Raw genomic sequence first — 15,998 nt, 5'->3', positions numbered from 1 at the left:
TCAAGGTTTGATTGATAATCATCCTAAAAGTGCACTTTTTCACCCCAATTCCTGCTGGCAGGCGTTATAGGTTTGATCAAGTTGCCAGCTACTCAAAATAAGGAATACACATGTTGCAAAGAAGCGCGCTGCTGTTGCTCACCCTCGTCATCTGCTTTTTTCAGGCGCAGGCACTGGAGGTAGAGAATGTCCGCTTTAACACTCACAAAAACAAGCTGACTCAAATCCTGATCCAGTTTAACGAAGAGGTTGCTCAGCCGGGCCAGGTACCCAGTCATGCTCAGCTATCTCGCATCAGGCTTTCGGATAAGTATAAACAACAATGCCGCTGGCGCTTTGTAGCGCTGAATAAACTCAGCTGTGATTTGTATGCCAATATTAGCGCCTATGTGCCGTTAGAAGTACGCATTGAAGCAAAATTCCCCGGTCTCCACGCTCAATTACAAAAAGACTATACAACACAGTGGCATAGTGCACACTGGCCCCTTTATATTGATGAGTCCCACGAACAGCAGCTTCAGCTGAAATACCCTGCTTTCTCCGACACAGACAAGCGCGCAGTGTGGGACATCACACACTCCCTGACCTTTACACTCGATGGTCAACCAGTAACACCAAGCAAACGGCACTATGACGAGTACAGTGATAATCGGGGTTATTTGCTCACCTTTGATTTTGCAGCATCACTGCAACCTGGCAGCCTGGAAATCACCTTGCCAGCTGGTTTTCGGCCAACAGAAGCGCATATAGCTTTACCTGCGCCACAACCGATCCCGTTTCAGGATCAGACCTCGCAACCTCCCGCAGAGGCCAAATTTATGGGTGTTTTCTGTGAGCAATCTTATCCGTTTGACTCTTTCTGGTACAAGACCTACCACGCACTCTCCCTGGACGACATAGCTACTTGTGCACCTGAATCTCTGGCATTCGGATTCAATCATGAGGTAGAAAAGTTCTGGCTTATGGAGTCTGTGATTTCACCATCCGTTTCGACCCAGCCGGTTATCATCACAGGCAGTGCCCGTGAAAACCCAGGAGACGATCTCTACTACTACCCGGTTGCGCTCAAAGGAGATACCGACTACCAACTCAACTTCAGTGCATTGCGCTCTGACTCAACCAAACAAGCCTTGTCAGAGGCTGGTACGCTGCATTTTCGCACAGCCCCCAATAGTCCATATTGGCAGATAAGTGACCAATCTGGCGAAACATACCAAGCAGATATGCACGCTGAGTTACCACTGATGACACGCAATACGCAGGATCTCTCAATTCAGCTTTACCCGGCAAAAACTCTGACACAATTACATCACTGGCTTACAACCAAAAACCGCGCCACACTGCTCACCGCCTTGCCCGATGTACCAAGCCATGTGGACAATCAGTTGCACCAAACGCGTTTGCCCGTCAGTGCCCGGTTAAATGACCAAAGTGGGGTCCTGTTTTACGATATACAAGGAACGAGCACCGCATCCATTTATGCGAGCGGCGTTGAAATGCGCCGGCATCAGCACACGCTGACCGCCTCCGATTTTAACCTGACCGTGCATCATGGACCCGGCCTCACCCTTCGCAGCAGCGAATTTGATACGGATGCCCCAATGGCAGACGTTGAGGTTTTTCTCACCTGTCCGTCATTCATCACTCCTAAACAGCTGGGAGAGAGTGAATCTAATGGCTTGTTGACGCTAAGTTATGGCTCGTGGCAATCATTACTACCACACAATGACGTTGACTGCTGGCTGTGGGCTAGCAAAGGCGAGGCACATGCCATGCTTAATATCACCCCAAAACCTGCCAGTGCCATCACGGGCAGTCTGCTCAATAGTCAGCCAATTTACCAGCCAGGCTCTGCCATTGATTTGAGTGTTGTGCTGTATCAACACACCCCGAATGGCCTGCAACCTCTGCTTGATAACATCAATCTGATCCTACGCGACAGAGACACTGACCATACGATTCAACTGGAGCAAAAGTCGATATCTGAATTTGGCATACGACAATTTCACCTCGCGAAGGGGTTAGACAAAGCCAGCATTTATCAGGTGAGCGCCGAGGTAGCAGGAAAGGCATATTTTCTGGGTGATCTCCTTGTCTTTGAGTTCATTCCGCCTGAAGTAGAATTTAACTGGCAACACCCGGACAAGGCGTATAAAGACCAACCACTGACCATCTCAGTCAGTGGGAAAACAATGAACGGCTATACGGCAGACAACCTCAGTGGCGAGTTAAAGTACCAGTTTATCCGCTTTCACTATTCAGACCTGCCCAGCAGCTGGCCGCAAGATTACGAATTTAGCAGCAGCAGAGAAGCCCCGGAAAACCAACATCAACAAGCTGTTGCATTAAATGCCGACGGCCCTGGAGCATCTGCCCGTTTTACTCCCACTGAGACCATGCCGCTGGTTCGACTCGCATTGTCTGGCAGAGTGGTCACTGAGCAGGGCGAAATGCACTTTTTCGATCAGTCACTGACCTACCTGTCGCGGACACATTACATTGGCTTAAAAGAATCAGACGATAAAGTCCATATCATCGCTGTTGATCAGGACGGTGCGCAGCTATCGGTACCGGCGGCCGTCTATGTGGAAGTATCGACCAGTGAAAGTGGAAAAGAGCGCACGGAGCAAGTTTTGCTATGTAAAGTGCAAACGCCTGCATACTGCGACCTGCCAGACAATGAGTCGGGCTATTATTCGCTGGATATCCGCAGCGGAAAACAAAACTACTTATGGCAACGTTACCTGTTCAGGCACGGCCCCTCAAACGATGAGCCTACGTCAGCACATAAACTCATCTTATCTGGTGACAAACAAGTCCTTGCCGGACAGGAGTATGCTTTCTCACTTGATGCTCCACAAGACGGTGAAGCCCTGGTTTTCGTCACTGCGGGTGAGCATCAGGCATTACACTCCTTCGCTGTCACACAGGGCCGCAACGACTTAACATTGTCAATACCACATAGCTGGCGTCCCGGCTTTGAGATGACAGCAGTCATGCCACATACAGACAAACAAAGAGCCGCATTACGCCAGCAATGGCAAAACCAAGCCAATCAAGCATTGAGCGAATGGCAAGCTCAGCCTCGCTTTACGCTGGCGAGCTCTGCACCTGCACTGCCAAATAAACCAAACACCCATGGCCAATTCGCCAGACTCACAGTGGCCGTTTTGCCAGCTCAAAGTTTATCACTTGAAGTAACGCACCCGGATGCGGTTCCGGCCAACGGTCAACTGGACATCACCCTGTCGAGCAATCAGGATGCGGATATTCAGCTCTGGCTGGTCAATGATGCGTTGTTCAACATCACGTATGACGAGGCCACAGATACAAATCTGGCGGAATTGTTTAATCAGAGGCGCTATCAGCAACGCATTATCAGCAGCTACAACCTGAACAACTGGCTGGTTGACCCCCAGCTTACTCAGCAACTAGAACAGACTAGTCTGAATGCTAACTATGAGGCACTGAGAATGGCCGGCTCGAGTATGGCCGACAATAATTCACAAGCATATGCGCTGGCACAGTCAGTATGGCAACCTGTTATATCACTGAATGCTAACCAGGAAAAAACCGTCACACTGGCGTTGCCTCAGCTGCTCGGACGTTGGCGTGCCTTTGCTGTTGCACTGAATGCGCAGGATACTCAGACGTATACGGGCACCCTGACCAGTCATGCTCAGCTGGAGTATCATGTATCACATGCGACACATTTCATTCAGGGCGATGAAGCCATCATCACAGTCAGAGCAGCAAACCGAGCGAATGCAGCACAACAAGATACAGTACAACTGACACTGAACGGTCGAACGCTCATTGGCCAAAGTATTGTGCTAAACAGTCAGGGAGAACAAGTCATACATGTACCGCTCCCCGAATTACCCCCCGGCGAGTACACGCTGAAACTTCACAGCAGGCGCCTAAACAAACCTCGATTCTCAACCTTTAAAGTGAGTGACAATAGTCGCACTGTCCAGGCAAGCTGGCTACTCGACCCGACTCATCAAAACACCATCGCGCTGGCGGATGACGCAACGCTTGTCTCTGGCGAAGCGCACCCCGTTGAGCAGCTCGCACCTAATTGGTCGGCATTGATACAACACCATCAGCATTACCCGCATCAATGCTGGGAGCAAACCTTATCCAGAGCCTTAAGCTACAGTGTAAACCCCCTTGCCAGCCAGATTTGGCCTGATGGCAAAGCGTCCCTGCAACACGCTTTAACGAGAGGGGAAACTGAGAATTTAAGTTGGCATCATGACATTGGCTATGCCTATTACCCGAATCGCAACGCTGACCCGATGCTGAGCGCGTACACTCTGCTCGTCAGTCACTGGCTGAGTGGCAGCAACTTCGACCTCAACACCGACCAAGAAACTCTTGAATCGATGGCAGCTAACCTGCTTAAGGCATTGCAAAGGGCCCCGCACAATCGACGCAATTTCAATGATGACAGTGCCGACTGGCAGTGGTGGGCTCTGGCACAGAAGGGTCAGGTGACACTCGAGCAAGTTTTGAGCTGGCGACAGACGTTCGGCGTATCAGGTACCCGCAGTAATTTGCTGCAACTCTTAGCAATGAAAGCCGCAGGTTATAACCAGCCTGAACTAGAAAAAGCCCTTACCCGGCTGCTGGATGAAGGCTTCCAGGATCAGACCCTCAGCGCACTCTCCGGACCGCAGGAGCAGTGCCTTGCATTAATGCTCACAGAGCGCAAGACGTTAACCGCGCAGCTCAGCAAACTGGCCATCAGTCGTCAACATCGACAGGGACATTTTGGTAATACACTGACAGATGGGATCTGCTCACTCGCCCTGAAAGGCCATCGCAAAAGCGCTTCAGTTCCCGTGACATTTACACAGCACAACTCCTCTCAGGACAATGAGCAAAGCTATCATATTGACTCACCTCTGAAAGAAGCATATTGGCTAACAGTGCAGAGCCGCCAACCACTGGCGTCTCCCACTGTGGTAAATAGCGGACTTGATGTGACACGTCGTTATCAGCTTTACGATAACAATCGCTGGCTGCCATTTGCAGGACAAACACTCAACCCCGGGGACCTGATCAAAGTATCGCTGGAGGTCTTTTCGGCCGAAGACCGGGCACATGTGTTGTTAACCGATACTCTGGCTGGCGGCTTGTATGCACTTAACCCTGAACACCGTTATACCCAGTACAAAAACTGGTTACAGACAGATTACGCTGATATCACGCTGCATCTGCAACAGACTAAACAGGGTGCACAACAGGCCACCTTTTATCAGGCACACCTCAGCGCCGGCACCACCACATTTGAATATCTGGCACAAGTGCGGGCCAGCGGCCTGTATCTCGCCCCGCCAGCCAGAGTTGAAATGATGTACCTGCCAGAAATTACCGGCAACAGTAATGCGGAGACGATCTCTATAGCCACCTTACCCTAAGCTTTGTGCATTCCAGCACCACACACTCGCGGGCTGAAAACTCACCCCGCGAGTTCATGTATGGGACCTCTTAGCTCAAAGAGACTCCAGACAAATTGGTGCTCAGGTAACGTCTTACTGACCTGTGCAACTGAGTGATAACGAGCAAAGGGCTAGCTCTGAAAAAGCCGTTTTGCCTCATTCATATATTTCCAGTATTATGGAATTATATGAATGAGGAGCAAGATATGGAACTGGCATCTGCGGCAGATAAACTCGCTGAACTGGGACACACCACCCGCTTAAGTATTTTCCGATATTTAGTGAAAGGGGGCACGCATGGCGTACCCGTTGGCGAAATACAGGCTGCGCTAGATGTGCCGGGTTCTACTTTGTCTCACCATATTAACCGGCTGGTAAAAGTGGGGCTGGTCAAGCAAAGGCGAGAAAGCCGCACACTTTATTGCGTGCCTCAATACGATGCACTAATAGGGCTGATCGGATTCTTGCAAGAAGAGTGTTGTGTCAATCAGTCAGACGATCCCAGCTGCAGCAATACCTGTGATACCGCTCAGGGCGAGCCAAGCTAGCCACAACATGCGCCCTGTTGCGCCTTTGGTGCACCAGGAAATCTCAGCTGAGACGCGCGAGCGGCCTCCGCATTACCCGCCAGAGATTCGACAATCGAGCGCACCTGCTCATAGCCGGTGAGCATTAAAAAAGTCGGGGCACGTCCGTAGGATTTCATACCCGCAATGTAAAAGTGCGCATCATCATGGGACAACTCATCAATCCCGTGTGCGCGCACTGAACCACAACTATGCAAATTTGGGTCAATCAATGGTGCAAGCCGCGTTGGCGCTTCGACAATATGGTCCAAATCCAGCCTTAACTCTCGCAACATCTCCAGATCGGGCCTGAAGCCGGTCGCAACAATGATGTTATCAACCTGCATCCCGATATCCGCTCCCGCCGCCAAAGCACGGATATTCAGCCCATGTCCGGCCCGGACAATCTCTTTAATCTCTAATTGAGAAACCAACTTTAGCGTATCATTTTCTATGGCCTTTTTGGCAGCCAGCCCGAGCTGCCGGCGCGCAGGCACTTTGTCGTTAATGCCTTTGCCGAGAAGCTTGTCGATGTTGTTTTTACGCATACCCCAAATCACTTCGGTACCTGGCTCTGCCCCTTGCAGTTTCAACAAATCCAGTGCGATATTCATTGCCGAGTGACCGGCACCCACCACCAAGTTGCGTTTTCTTGCAAAATCGCTTCGCTGAGTACCCAGAATGTCCGGAATACCATAATAAACACTCTGCTGATTGGCCAACTCACCTGGCACGGGCAAACCATCAAGCCCCAGCGGACTTGGACTCGACCAGGTACCGGACGCATCTATCACAGCATCACTATGCAGCACCTGGCTCCCTAGCTCATTTCGACAATGCACAACAAAATGTGCACTGTCACGACCTTGCGTTGTATGCTTACTGATCCCCGCTTTAGACACACCAAAGACCTCTGTGCCATAGCGAATATGCTCAGCCAGTTCAGGTAATTTGGCCGCAGGTTGTAAGTATTGCTCGACGACTTGCCGGCCAGTAGGAGTTACATTGGCGTCTACGCCGGGCCAGCCATGCTGAGTTAGCAGGTTTACCACTGCCTCATCCAGCATATAAGACCAGGGCGTAAACAAGTTAACGTGTCCCCACTCGAGTATTGCTGCGCCTACTGTATCGCCTTTTTCAATAATGGTGGGGCGGATCCCTTTTTCCACCAGTCGAGCTGCCGCAGCCAGGCCGATGGGCCCGGCACCAATGATGATGACTTCTTTGATTGGTTTCATATCAGATTACCTCTTGATTAATCGTATCTAGCTCAGGCGGTCGGCTTAGCCTGCCAACCCCTAAAAACAAATAAACGTTTAAAAAATAAGGGTATATAAGTACCCGGCAGTCATCGCCATCCCGAGTACCACACCCAGAAATGCCAGGATCATCTGCGTTCTGAAAATGGATTTAAGCAGAATAACTTCGGTCAGGCTGGCACCTGCACTGCCAATGATCAGCGCCATGACCGACCCCAGTGCCATGCCTTTTTGCACTAAACCAGCACTCAGAGGGATCACCGCAGAAGCTCGGATATACAAAGGAATACCAATAACGGCGGCAAGTGGGATGGCATACCATTTGTTTTCACCGGCATAGTCAACAATGAGCTCTGTCGGTACAAACCCGTATATAAATGACCCTACGGTGATACCAAGCAATAAATAGGGCAGGGTAGTGAGGAAGTCTTTCCAGGTTGTTCGCCAAATTCGCAACCAGCGATTTTCTGCCTGCTTTGTGCCTGTAGTGGGATTTTTTCTATCTCCACATTGGCTACTTTCCGGGTTAAGCGGCGTCTCTTTGCTCGTCTGGCCGGCGTTGCAAGCCGACTGACTGACCGCTGCCTGGTAGGCTTCATCCCGAACATAACGCTCGAATCCCAATCGCTCCAGCAAGTAGCCCGACACCACCGACGTGATCAATGCAACTGCAAAATAAAACAACGCCACATCCAGGCCGAACGTCACAATCAATAACCCAATAACAATAGGGTTTAACAGTGGACTGGAAAATAAGAAAACGGTAACGGGCCCAAACCCGGCCCGTGCCTGCAATAGCCCTTTTAAAAACGGGATCGTTGAGCAGGAACAAAACGGGGTGATTGCTCCCAGCAACGCCGCAATCATGTAGCCCTTGCCTTTGCGGGCACTCAAATTTTCCCTCACCTTTTCAGGTGTAATGTACTCCTGCAGCACACCCACCAAATAGCTTACGACTAGAAATAACACGGTTAACTCCAGCGCAAGGAACACAAACATATCGGCTGCTTCTCGAAGCATGACCTGCATTTCTGGTGACATAGATCTCTCCTAATGTGATTTTATATTTCCAGTATTGTGGAAATATAAAATCAGATCAATCCATATTTCTATAAATATGGAAATAACTTGAAGGAAATCTACATGCCTGTCACCCGGAAACGATGGATTAAAGCCAATAAACTTTTGAAATTAATATGTATTTGTCATAAAAAAGATAGACGGTGGTCAGTCTTGGACATACGCGTGCCACCAAGGCTGGTCGTTGTATCAGAGAATCAAAAAACATACGCGTTAAACCCAAATCAATCACAGCCGTAGCTTTAATATGCTCAAACCTGGCTGCAAATGGCCAATTTTTACTTGGGCACAAGCCCATAAAACGCTATATCTCCTGCGCTTTTAACCAGTTCATAAACGTTTGTAAGCGCGCTATCCGGGCGGAGTTAGGATCGTAAACCAGATAGCGTTTCACCGGATTGGGGTGGGGCAGTTGGAACGGAATAACAAGTTCACCGTTATCGAGCTGACGGCGAAACAGATACGGCACAGCCAGGGTAACACCATGGCCGTTGGCCACAGCGCTGAGTGCCATATCCGTGCTATTAACATAGGTCCAGTGTGGGTGATCGACATAATCTACTACCTGCTGCGCCTCAAACCAGCCTGGCCAGTCATATGCACCGGGCTGCTCCAACGATACCAGCCAAGTAGCCAGCAGATCAGCCGGGGTATTGAGCGTTAAAGACGCTGCCAGCTGCGCAGAGCATACGGGTAACACGGGTGAAGCGCCAAAGTACTCACAGGCCAGCGTGGTTGGGGTATGCTTTTCGACCTGTGTACCAAAACGGATCGCCAGATCAATGCGAGCGTGTCGCAAGTCTTCAAAACTCGCGGAAGAGTGCAGACGAATGCTGATCTGTGGATACAAGCTGGCGAACTCCTGCAATCTGGGCATCAGCCACAAGGTATTAAATGCCTGCGTAGAACTAATGCTGAGCTCTCCCGCTAATTCTTCCTGACGTAGACTATTAATGCCGTGACCGATCATAGTTAAAGCCGGTCCGGTATGCTCTGCCAACGTACACCCGGCCTGAGTCAACTGCATATGTCGGCCGACTCGCACAAATAACCGTTGCCCCAGCTGCCGCTCCAGCATCCGCATTTGCTGACTGACTGCAGCCTGTGAAATACATAACTCGGCGGCGGCCAGACTATAACTCTGATGTCTTGCCGCACACTCAAATGTCACCAGCAAATTGATATTTTTGAACACGATAGGGCACTTCCGAATTCCAGGACAGAAAGTATTATAAGCTGAGCTTATAGTACAAGTCGATTTTTATCGTTGGTCTTTGAAACCGGGTAACCGCACTATAGTGACTACAAAACAGTGATAATATCAGCGAGATAATATGCAAGCATTCAAACAACTACACCAACAAACAACTCCGTTTTTACTGGCTAATGTCTGGGACGCCGCCAGTGCTAAAGCTGCACAACAAGCAGGATATCAGGCATTGGGGACTTCCAGCGCAGCCGTTGCCAGCGTACTGGGCTACGATGACGGCGAACAAATGTCTTTCGACGAACTCCTTTTTTTGGTTGCTCGGATCAGCCGCGCCACCGACTTACCTTTAAGTGTTGATATCGAGGCAGGTTACAGCCGTGACCCGCAAACAATTGCAAAGCACATTCAACAACTTGCGCAACTGGGTGTGGTCGGAGTTAATCTCGAAGACAGCCAGGTAAATACAGTCCGCACCTTAACGGATGCCGATGAATTTGCGGCACGGTTAAAGGCCGTACGTCATGAGTTAGCCGCTCAGCAAATCGACATCTTTATTAATGTGCGCTGCGACGCTTTCTTGCTGGGTCTCGACAACGCGCGCGAGGAAGCAATGCATCGGGCACATAAGTATCAACAGGCAGGCGCCGATGGTTTGTTCTTACCCTGTATTACCCAACAAGCAGATATTCAGGCCATCACTGAGACTTGTCAGTTACCTCTGAATGTCATGGCAATGCCAGATCTGACCAATTTTGACACGCTTAGTGCACTTGGGGTGAAACGGATCAGTATGGGCAATTTTGCCTTTGAAGGGATGTACACCCATCTAAACACCCAACTTCAAGCGATCCGCTCGCAGGGGAACTGTGCGCCCCTATTCGGCTGATCAATCAAACTGCACGCGCGGCGGCCAGTGCTGCGCCCAGGTATGGGTTGGTGTTTCTTGCTGTGCTTCCAAAGCAGTGACCAGGAAATCCAGAAATACCCGTACTCTGGCAGGTAAATAGGCGCGTTTTGGATAAATCGCAAACACCCCGCTGTCTGGCATAGGTGCTCTGAACGCGGGGTAAAGCGATACCAAAGCCCCGCTTTTGAGTCCCGCTTTGGCGAGGAAGTGCGGCAACTGAGCGAATCCAAAGCCATCGGCACACAATTGGGCCATAGCTTCACCATCATCCGTAATATGCGTGCGATGTAGCTCACAGAGTTGATAAACACCGTCCGCATCTGGCAAAAAAATCGGTTGCAGCTGCTGCGTTTCCTTTATCCTAAAGCCTATCCAGGCATGTCCGTTGAAATCGTCCAAATGAACAGGTGTGCCATGCTGATTGAGATAATCCGGTGACGCACAAACCACAAAATCCATCGGGCTCAGACAGCGCGCAACCAGACGGCTGTCTTTGACAAAGCCGGTGCGTAATGCCACATCAATGTCCTGCTCGATAATATCCACATGCATATCATCAAGGGATAGTTCCAGTGTGATCTCCGGGTAACGCTGACAAAACGCTTTAAGCAAGGGGCGTAGATACAAATGACCATAACACACCGCAGAATTAACGCGTAACCGCCCTCTGGGGGCATCATTGAGCTGCCTGAGTTCATCTTCACAGCTGGACAGTGCCTGAATGCTCGAACGCACGGTTTGTGCATAGTGACGCCCGGCCGCCGTGATCTTCAGTTGACGGGTAGAGCGCTGGAATAAAGTTATCCCGAGCTCAGCTTCCAGCCGGCTCACGGCTTTACTGATGGTGGAGGGGTCAGTATTGCAAACTCGTGCCGCGGCCGCAAAACTCTGCTCTTCGCAGGTTGCCAGAAACAAGGTCAGCGATCTCAGTTTATCCATGAAAGTCAGTCCTGTGATTTGGGTAAACACCTTAGGTATTGGCACTATATCAGCAATTATTCATGAATAGTATTCACGACTAAATGGCCAGAACTGTGGTTTTTCAACCTCTCGCAGCCACTTAAAGTATCCGCAAAGATACTCAGGAGGCGACAGACTATGTTAAATCGTACTGCAAACAGTGCAGCAAGCTCATGGGTCAGTTATTTTTGCCTGGCATTCGTTGCTATGGCCGGACTGGCCTACCTTAATTTTTTACCTGCGGTCGTGGATGCGCTGGCAGGCAGCATTGGTTTTTCCCCACAACAGGCCGGCACACTGGTTGCCAGCAACGGCTACGGCGCATTACTGGGCAGTATCTGCGCCATCTTTGTGGTTCGCCATATTGCCTGGAAGCAAGCCTTACTCATTACTTTCATCGCATTGTGCACTATGGAACTCTGTACAGCGGCATGGAGCACTTACACTAGTTTATTAGTCTGGCGATTTATCGCCGGTGTACTGGGCGGATTTAGCGTAGGTGTGTCATTTGCCGTACTCGCGCGTTTACATAATCCCGACAGAGCGTTCGGCGCATTACTGTTGATTCAGTTTGGTATCGGCTCACTGATTATCTATGCCATACCGCTGCTCGAAACATTGCTGGGTGACTACGCGGTGTTTTACACCATGGCAGGTTTGGTATGCCTTGCCCTGTTATTTTTGCCCTTGTTACCCGCATTACCAGCCCAAACGCCCCCCAAACAGCAAGCAAAACGTTTGCAGTTATCAGCCAAAAGCAGCCAGTTACTGCTGGCGATGCTGCTCTTTCTGGTTGCAGCGAGTGGGATCTGGGCCTATGCAGGTCAAATTGGGCTGGCGGCAGGGATGTCACAGCAACAGACCAGTCAGACGATTGCAATGACGGGCTTACTGGGACTAGGTGGCGCGTTGTTACCCATACTCAATCCAAACAGGGCTCACCGCGCAATGTGCTTAAGTGGCGGTATTTCACTTTCAGCCATAGCTGCCTTATTGCTTTGCTTTGCACACTTTGACTTGATCTACATGCTTGCACTGGCCCTGCTGTTTTTTGCCTGGCCAGCGGTACACGCCTATTTGCTTGCAGTAACGGCAGAGCTGGACAGCTCAGGTCAACTCGCTTCCTTCGCAGCGGTAATATCCAGTGTCGGGATGGCATCCGGACCGCTTCTCGGTTCCGCATTACTCAGCAACGATGCCTTCACTACGATGTTGAGCATCTTTGCTGCACTGCTTGCCCTCTGTCTGATATTACTGCTCGGGCCACTAAAATCCCCCAGGCTGGCGCAACCTCAATTAAGCACAACGTTTGATCAAGATTACCAAACCACAAGGAGTATCCGATGATCAAATACATACTGAACAAAATGCTCATTTCAATGCAGAAAAAGTACGACTACGACGTCACCTATATGCAAGATGTGCTGTCTGCGGATCTGAGTGCTTTTTTTAAATATCTGAAGTTTCAGTCTATGGCAGATTATCGTGGCGGTTTACCTGCCGCCCCCTTGTATGCAGCTAAATTACGCGCCATTTTGTGGGACGACTGTGGTCCCTGCACTCAGTTGCTGGTCAATATGGCATTGGAAGCCGGCGTGCCCGCCACTCAGGTCAGTGCAATTATCAATAAGGACCTTGCAGCACTGCCTGATGAACTGGCGCAAATCGTGGAGTTTACCGACCTGGTTCTGGCCCACAATCCCGGTGCCGATGATATTCGTCCACATATCCTTTCAAAGTGGGGAGATAAGGGACTGATCGCCATTGCCTTTAGCATCAGCTCATGTCGTGTCTACCCGGCGCTTAAATATACTCTGGGGCATGGCAAAACTTGCAGCCGTGTCGTCGTGAACGAGCAAACACTGACTCCGCCAGACAAAAACAATGCGGTAACAGGGTAAATATTATGAGCGGAAAAGTCATCACATCCATTGCTGTCTTGCTCGGGCTGGCGGCGCTGGCAAATGGCGTGTTTATGCTCTTCTATCCACAACAGTGGTATTGGAGTGTGCCCGGTGTGCCCGATAGGGGCTTTTATAATCAGCATTTTATTCGCGATATCGGCATGTTGTATATGCTGATTGGCGGGGCATTTAGCTACGGCGCTTTTTATACTCGCTACCGTTTTCAGATATGGCTGTTTCCCACCTTGTGGTTAAGCTGTCATACGTTGTTTCACTTTTGGGAAGTGCTGGTCGGGATCTGCGGACCTATTTTTCTGCTCATTGATTTTGCGGGCGTCACCTTGCCCGCCTTGCTGGGGCTGTGGCTGTGTTGGCATGTAAAAAGGGAGCAAATTGATGCATAGCAAGTACGCAGTGCTGTCGACGCTGTTGTTCGGCTTAGGGTTGGGTATGCTGCTCCCGGTCGCCCAGCCTGCTCAACCTGTCGTCACGCAGCAAATCATGCAAAAAACAGCGCGAAACCTGAGCCCATTTGAGTTACGCAGTGTACACGGCAGGTTTGATCAACACACACTATTGGGGCAGTGGACAATCGTCATGTTCGGGTTCACACATTGTCCGGATATTTGCCCAACGGCACTGTCCCGGCTAGCGACTCTGGAAACACACTTAACAACACACTCCGCCCGAAAAACATTGGCGTATGTGTTTATATCCGTCGACCCAAATCGAGATCCAGTACCTGAGCTCAACCAGTATGTGCACTATTTTAGCGACTCTTTTATAGGAGTTACGGGCCATCCAGAACAACTGAAATTACTGGCTCGCAGTGTTGGGGCGCAATTTCAGGTTACCGCAAAGTCGGGGGATTACCAGGTTGCCCATTCCACCATGCTTTATTTAATTGGTCCAGAGGGCAAGCTGCGCGGACGTTTTAATATTGATACTGATCTGGCTGAGCTCGCTCACCAACTCAATGGCTTCATAAACGGAGTAAGGAGGCAAACAACTTAACTTCACAGACGCTCTACTGAGGGCATTCATGTCATTGATACGCCCGACTTTCTGTTAAGGGTTGAGCGGTACCTGAGCAGGAAAGATTCTTTCAAGGAAAATAAAGGACAAAGTTATGAAAAAAGTACTAATACCTCTCGCCATGTGTATTCTATCTGGCACGGTAAGCGCCGCTGATGAATGCGGCTATTGGGAGACCTACTACGTAAAGAACTGCTCGGTTGAACAAACTTCTCCCGTGACCATTTGCCATTTTTATACCGATTATCCAAACCAGGGAGCACCTAACAGCGTCACTACCAGCTATGATGGCCATGTCGCTTGCCCCACATCTTATTTATGGTGGGATCTGGATCGCACCGAGCATACCACTAAAACACGGGTTGTTCAGGATCCTAATCACTGTGTCTGGGAAGCAAAGAGAAGATGGGTATTCCATGACAATGCGCCAGGTTATTGCCGCTTTTAATGTCAGCTTGTAAAGGGGCTTTACACTCTGTAGATTGGAAGTCTAACAGATAAAGAAAAAGGCAACCTGTGGTTGCCTTTTTTCGCGATTAATTCGCTTTTTTGATCGCTTTTTTCAGCTTTTTGATTTTCGCTTCATGTTTTGCGATTTTACCAGTACGTTTCTGTACTTCTTTCTTTAGCTTTTTAACATCAACTTTCTTAGCCATCCTGATCTCCTTTGACCGGTTTCTCTTGCTCTGGCTTGTGTTTTTTCACAAACCGCTTAATAAACTTTCTAATTTCGCGGGAAGAAGACGTATCCAGCTCATTGCACAGGGCAACAAACTCATCTCTTTGCGCTTTATTAATACGCACAATCAATTGTGCATCTTTGTTGTTTGCCATGCTTTGCTTCCTGCAAGAGGGCATCTCTGAAGCCCTTGTGTATATACAACGTATATACATTTTAAACGCCTGTCAACTCTGGACTGTGTTTTTGTTCAGCCCACTGAGCTGACACCCCATCTAACAAAGGCCAAATAAGTCCCATCTATGTCTGTAATTCGTCTCTTTTCCTGCGCCTTAACTCCCTACACTAATCTCAACATACACACTCAATATACAAACAGGAGAAACTTATGAATAAAGCACTACTGGTTATCGACACTCAGGATTCCTTCTATCACACACCTTACTGGTCTGTGCGTGATATCCCCGATTTTCAGCATAATTTGACCCAGCTGATTGGGGCATTCCAGCGCAACCAGTGGAAAGTAGTCAAAATTCTTCATAGTCGGGAAGACGTCGCTGACAGTCCCTTCAACCCGGCGTCGGGATTTGTCAAACCGATGGCATTTTTGGATACTCAGTTTGATAAAACTTTTTATAAATCGGTACATAATGCCTTTACCGATACGGGATTGGCTACATGGCTGAAGCGAGCTAAGATAGACTGCGTCGTAATTTCAGGTATTCGAACAGAACAATGCTGCGAAACGACGGCACGTGTGGCCAGTGATCTGGGACTTGACGTTGAATTTGTGACTGATGCCACTTTAACCTTTGATATGCAACATCAGCCCAGTGGAAAACATTTTAGTGCACAAGACATAAAGACCCGGACAGAGCTGGTACTGGCAGAGCGGTTTGCAACCGTTCTTCGAACACGCGACTATCTGGCATAAGACTACCGGGAAACACA

The 15,998-nt window shown here is 49.6% G+C and carries 14 protein-coding genes; 9 read left to right on the top strand and 5 right to left on the bottom strand.

Annotated features, from left to right (window positions below; all coding sequences use genetic code 11):
• The first annotated feature begins 110 nt into the window (after positions 1–110).
• Both PRUB_RS21670 and PRUB_RS21665 read left to right on the top strand, forming a co-directional pair.
• The gene (locus PRUB_RS21670; RefSeq protein WP_010384428.1) at positions 111–5,426 is read left to right on the top strand and encodes an alpha-2-macroglobulin family protein; all 5,316 of its coding nucleotides are present in this window, start codon (positions 111–113) and stop codon (positions 5,424–5,426) included.
• Positions 5,427–5,653: 227 nt separating this feature from the next.
• A complete protein-coding gene (locus tag PRUB_RS21665; RefSeq protein WP_040645364.1) occupies positions 5,654–5,995 on the top strand; it encodes an ArsR/SmtB family transcription factor in 342 nt (113 codons plus the stop codon).
• Here the strand turns inward: PRUB_RS21665 and PRUB_RS21660 are convergent.
• The 3 genes from PRUB_RS21660 to PRUB_RS21650 all read right to left on the bottom strand — a co-directional run bounded on the left by PRUB_RS21660 (position 5,992) and on the right by PRUB_RS21650 (position 9,547).
• Positions 5,992–7,251 (bottom strand): NAD(P)-binding domain-containing protein, encoded by a 1,260-nt coding sequence (locus PRUB_RS21660; RefSeq protein WP_010384431.1) that lies wholly within the window; start codon positions 7,249–7,251, stop codon positions 5,992–5,994. The genes PRUB_RS21665 and PRUB_RS21660 overlap by 4 nt on opposite strands.
• Positions 7,252–7,329: 78 nt before the next feature.
• Positions 7,330–8,313 carry a permease gene (locus tag PRUB_RS21655; RefSeq protein WP_010384432.1) on the bottom strand — a complete coding sequence of 328 codons (984 nt, stop codon included), beginning with the start codon at positions 8,311–8,313 and terminating at the stop codon, positions 7,330–7,332.
• A 343-nt stretch (positions 8,314–8,656) separates the two neighbouring features.
• Complete coding sequence (locus tag PRUB_RS21650) at positions 8,657–9,547, bottom strand: LysR substrate-binding domain-containing protein (protein WP_010384434.1); 891 nt, start codon at positions 9,545–9,547, stop codon at positions 8,657–8,659.
• Positions 9,548–9,686: 139 nt separating this feature from the next.
• Between PRUB_RS21650 and PRUB_RS21645 the strand changes: the two genes are divergently transcribed.
• Positions 9,687–10,448: an isocitrate lyase/PEP mutase family protein gene (locus PRUB_RS21645; protein ID WP_010384435.1), complete on the top strand. Its 762-nt coding sequence runs from the start codon at positions 9,687–9,689 to the stop codon at positions 10,446–10,448.
• Here PRUB_RS21645 and PRUB_RS21640 read toward each other — a convergent pair whose 3' ends face one another.
• On the bottom strand, positions 10,449–11,408 hold the full coding sequence (locus tag PRUB_RS21640) for a LysR family transcriptional regulator (protein WP_010384436.1): 960 nt from the start codon (positions 11,406–11,408) through the stop codon (positions 10,449–10,451).
• A 159-nt stretch (positions 11,409–11,567) separates the two neighbouring features.
• Between PRUB_RS21640 and PRUB_RS21635 the strand changes: the two genes are divergently transcribed.
• From PRUB_RS21635 to PRUB_RS21615, 5 genes are all read left to right on the top strand, one after another.
• Positions 11,568–12,776 (top strand): MFS transporter, encoded by a 1,209-nt coding sequence (locus PRUB_RS21635; RefSeq protein ID WP_010384438.1) that lies wholly within the window; start codon positions 11,568–11,570, stop codon positions 12,774–12,776.
• On the top strand, positions 12,773–13,330 hold the full coding sequence (locus tag PRUB_RS21630) for a hypothetical protein (protein ID WP_010384439.1): 558 nt from the start codon (positions 12,773–12,775) through the stop codon (positions 13,328–13,330). Before PRUB_RS21635 ends, PRUB_RS21630 begins: the two co-directional genes overlap by 4 nt.
• 5 nt (positions 13,331–13,335) lie before the next feature.
• A complete protein-coding gene (locus PRUB_RS21625; RefSeq protein ID WP_010384440.1) occupies positions 13,336–13,737 on the top strand; it encodes a hypothetical protein in 402 nt (133 codons plus the stop codon).
• On the top strand, positions 13,730–14,347 hold the full coding sequence (locus PRUB_RS21620; RefSeq protein ID WP_010384441.1) for an SCO family protein: 618 nt from the start codon (positions 13,730–13,732) through the stop codon (positions 14,345–14,347). Before PRUB_RS21625 ends, PRUB_RS21620 begins: the two co-directional genes overlap by 8 nt.
• A 115-nt stretch (positions 14,348–14,462) precedes the next feature.
• Complete coding sequence (locus tag PRUB_RS21615; protein ID WP_155946369.1) at positions 14,463–14,816, top strand: hypothetical protein; 354 nt, start codon at positions 14,463–14,465, stop codon at positions 14,814–14,816.
• 200 nt (positions 14,817–15,016) lie between these two features.
• Here the strand turns inward: PRUB_RS21615 and PRUB_RS21610 are convergent, their stop codons facing one another.
• Entirely contained in the window at positions 15,017–15,202 is a 186-nt protein-coding gene (locus PRUB_RS21610) for a hypothetical protein (protein WP_010384442.1), read from the bottom strand.
• 233 nt (positions 15,203–15,435) lie between these two features.
• Between PRUB_RS21610 and PRUB_RS21605 the strand changes: the two genes are divergently transcribed.
• The gene (locus PRUB_RS21605; RefSeq protein ID WP_010384443.1) at positions 15,436–15,981 is read left to right on the top strand and encodes an isochorismatase family protein; all 546 of its coding nucleotides are present in this window, start codon (positions 15,436–15,438) and stop codon (positions 15,979–15,981) included.
• Positions 15,982–15,998: the final 17 nt, after the last annotated feature.

This window comes from Pseudoalteromonas rubra, assembly GCF_000238295.3.
Lineage (GTDB): Bacteria > Pseudomonadota > Gammaproteobacteria > Enterobacterales > Alteromonadaceae > Pseudoalteromonas > Pseudoalteromonas rubra.
Note: the sequence above shows the minus strand (reverse complement) of the source record. Positions and strands in the feature narration are given on the sequence as shown.

Coding starts and splice junctions, on each gene's coding strand:
- PRUB_RS21670 (WP_010384428.1), top strand. CDS start 111: ATGTTGCAAAGAAGCGCGCTGCTGTTGCTCACCCTCGTCATCTGCTTT.
- PRUB_RS21665 (WP_040645364.1), top strand. CDS start 5,654: ATGGAACTGGCATCTGCGGCAGATAAACTCGCTGAACTGGGACACACC.
- PRUB_RS21660 (WP_010384431.1), bottom strand. CDS start 7,251: ATGAAACCAATCAAAGAAGTCATCATCATTGGTGCCGGGCCCATCGGC.
- PRUB_RS21655 (WP_010384432.1), bottom strand. CDS start 8,313: ATGTCACCAGAAATGCAGGTCATGCTTCGAGAAGCAGCCGATATGTTT.
- PRUB_RS21645 (WP_010384435.1), top strand. CDS start 9,687: ATGCAAGCATTCAAACAACTACACCAACAAACAACTCCGTTTTTACTG.
- PRUB_RS21640 (WP_010384436.1), bottom strand. CDS start 11,408: ATGGATAAACTGAGATCGCTGACCTTGTTTCTGGCAACCTGCGAAGAG.
- PRUB_RS21635 (WP_010384438.1), top strand. CDS start 11,568: ATGTTAAATCGTACTGCAAACAGTGCAGCAAGCTCATGGGTCAGTTAT.
- PRUB_RS21630 (WP_010384439.1), top strand. CDS start 12,773: ATGATCAAATACATACTGAACAAAATGCTCATTTCAATGCAGAAAAAG.
- PRUB_RS21625 (WP_010384440.1), top strand. CDS start 13,336: ATGAGCGGAAAAGTCATCACATCCATTGCTGTCTTGCTCGGGCTGGCG.
- PRUB_RS21620 (WP_010384441.1), top strand. CDS start 13,730: ATGCATAGCAAGTACGCAGTGCTGTCGACGCTGTTGTTCGGCTTAGGG.
- PRUB_RS21615 (WP_155946369.1), top strand. CDS start 14,463: ATGAAAAAAGTACTAATACCTCTCGCCATGTGTATTCTATCTGGCACG.
- PRUB_RS21610 (WP_010384442.1), bottom strand. CDS start 15,202: ATGGCAAACAACAAAGATGCACAATTGATTGTGCGTATTAATAAAGCG.
- PRUB_RS21605 (WP_010384443.1), top strand. CDS start 15,436: ATGAATAAAGCACTACTGGTTATCGACACTCAGGATTCCTTCTATCAC.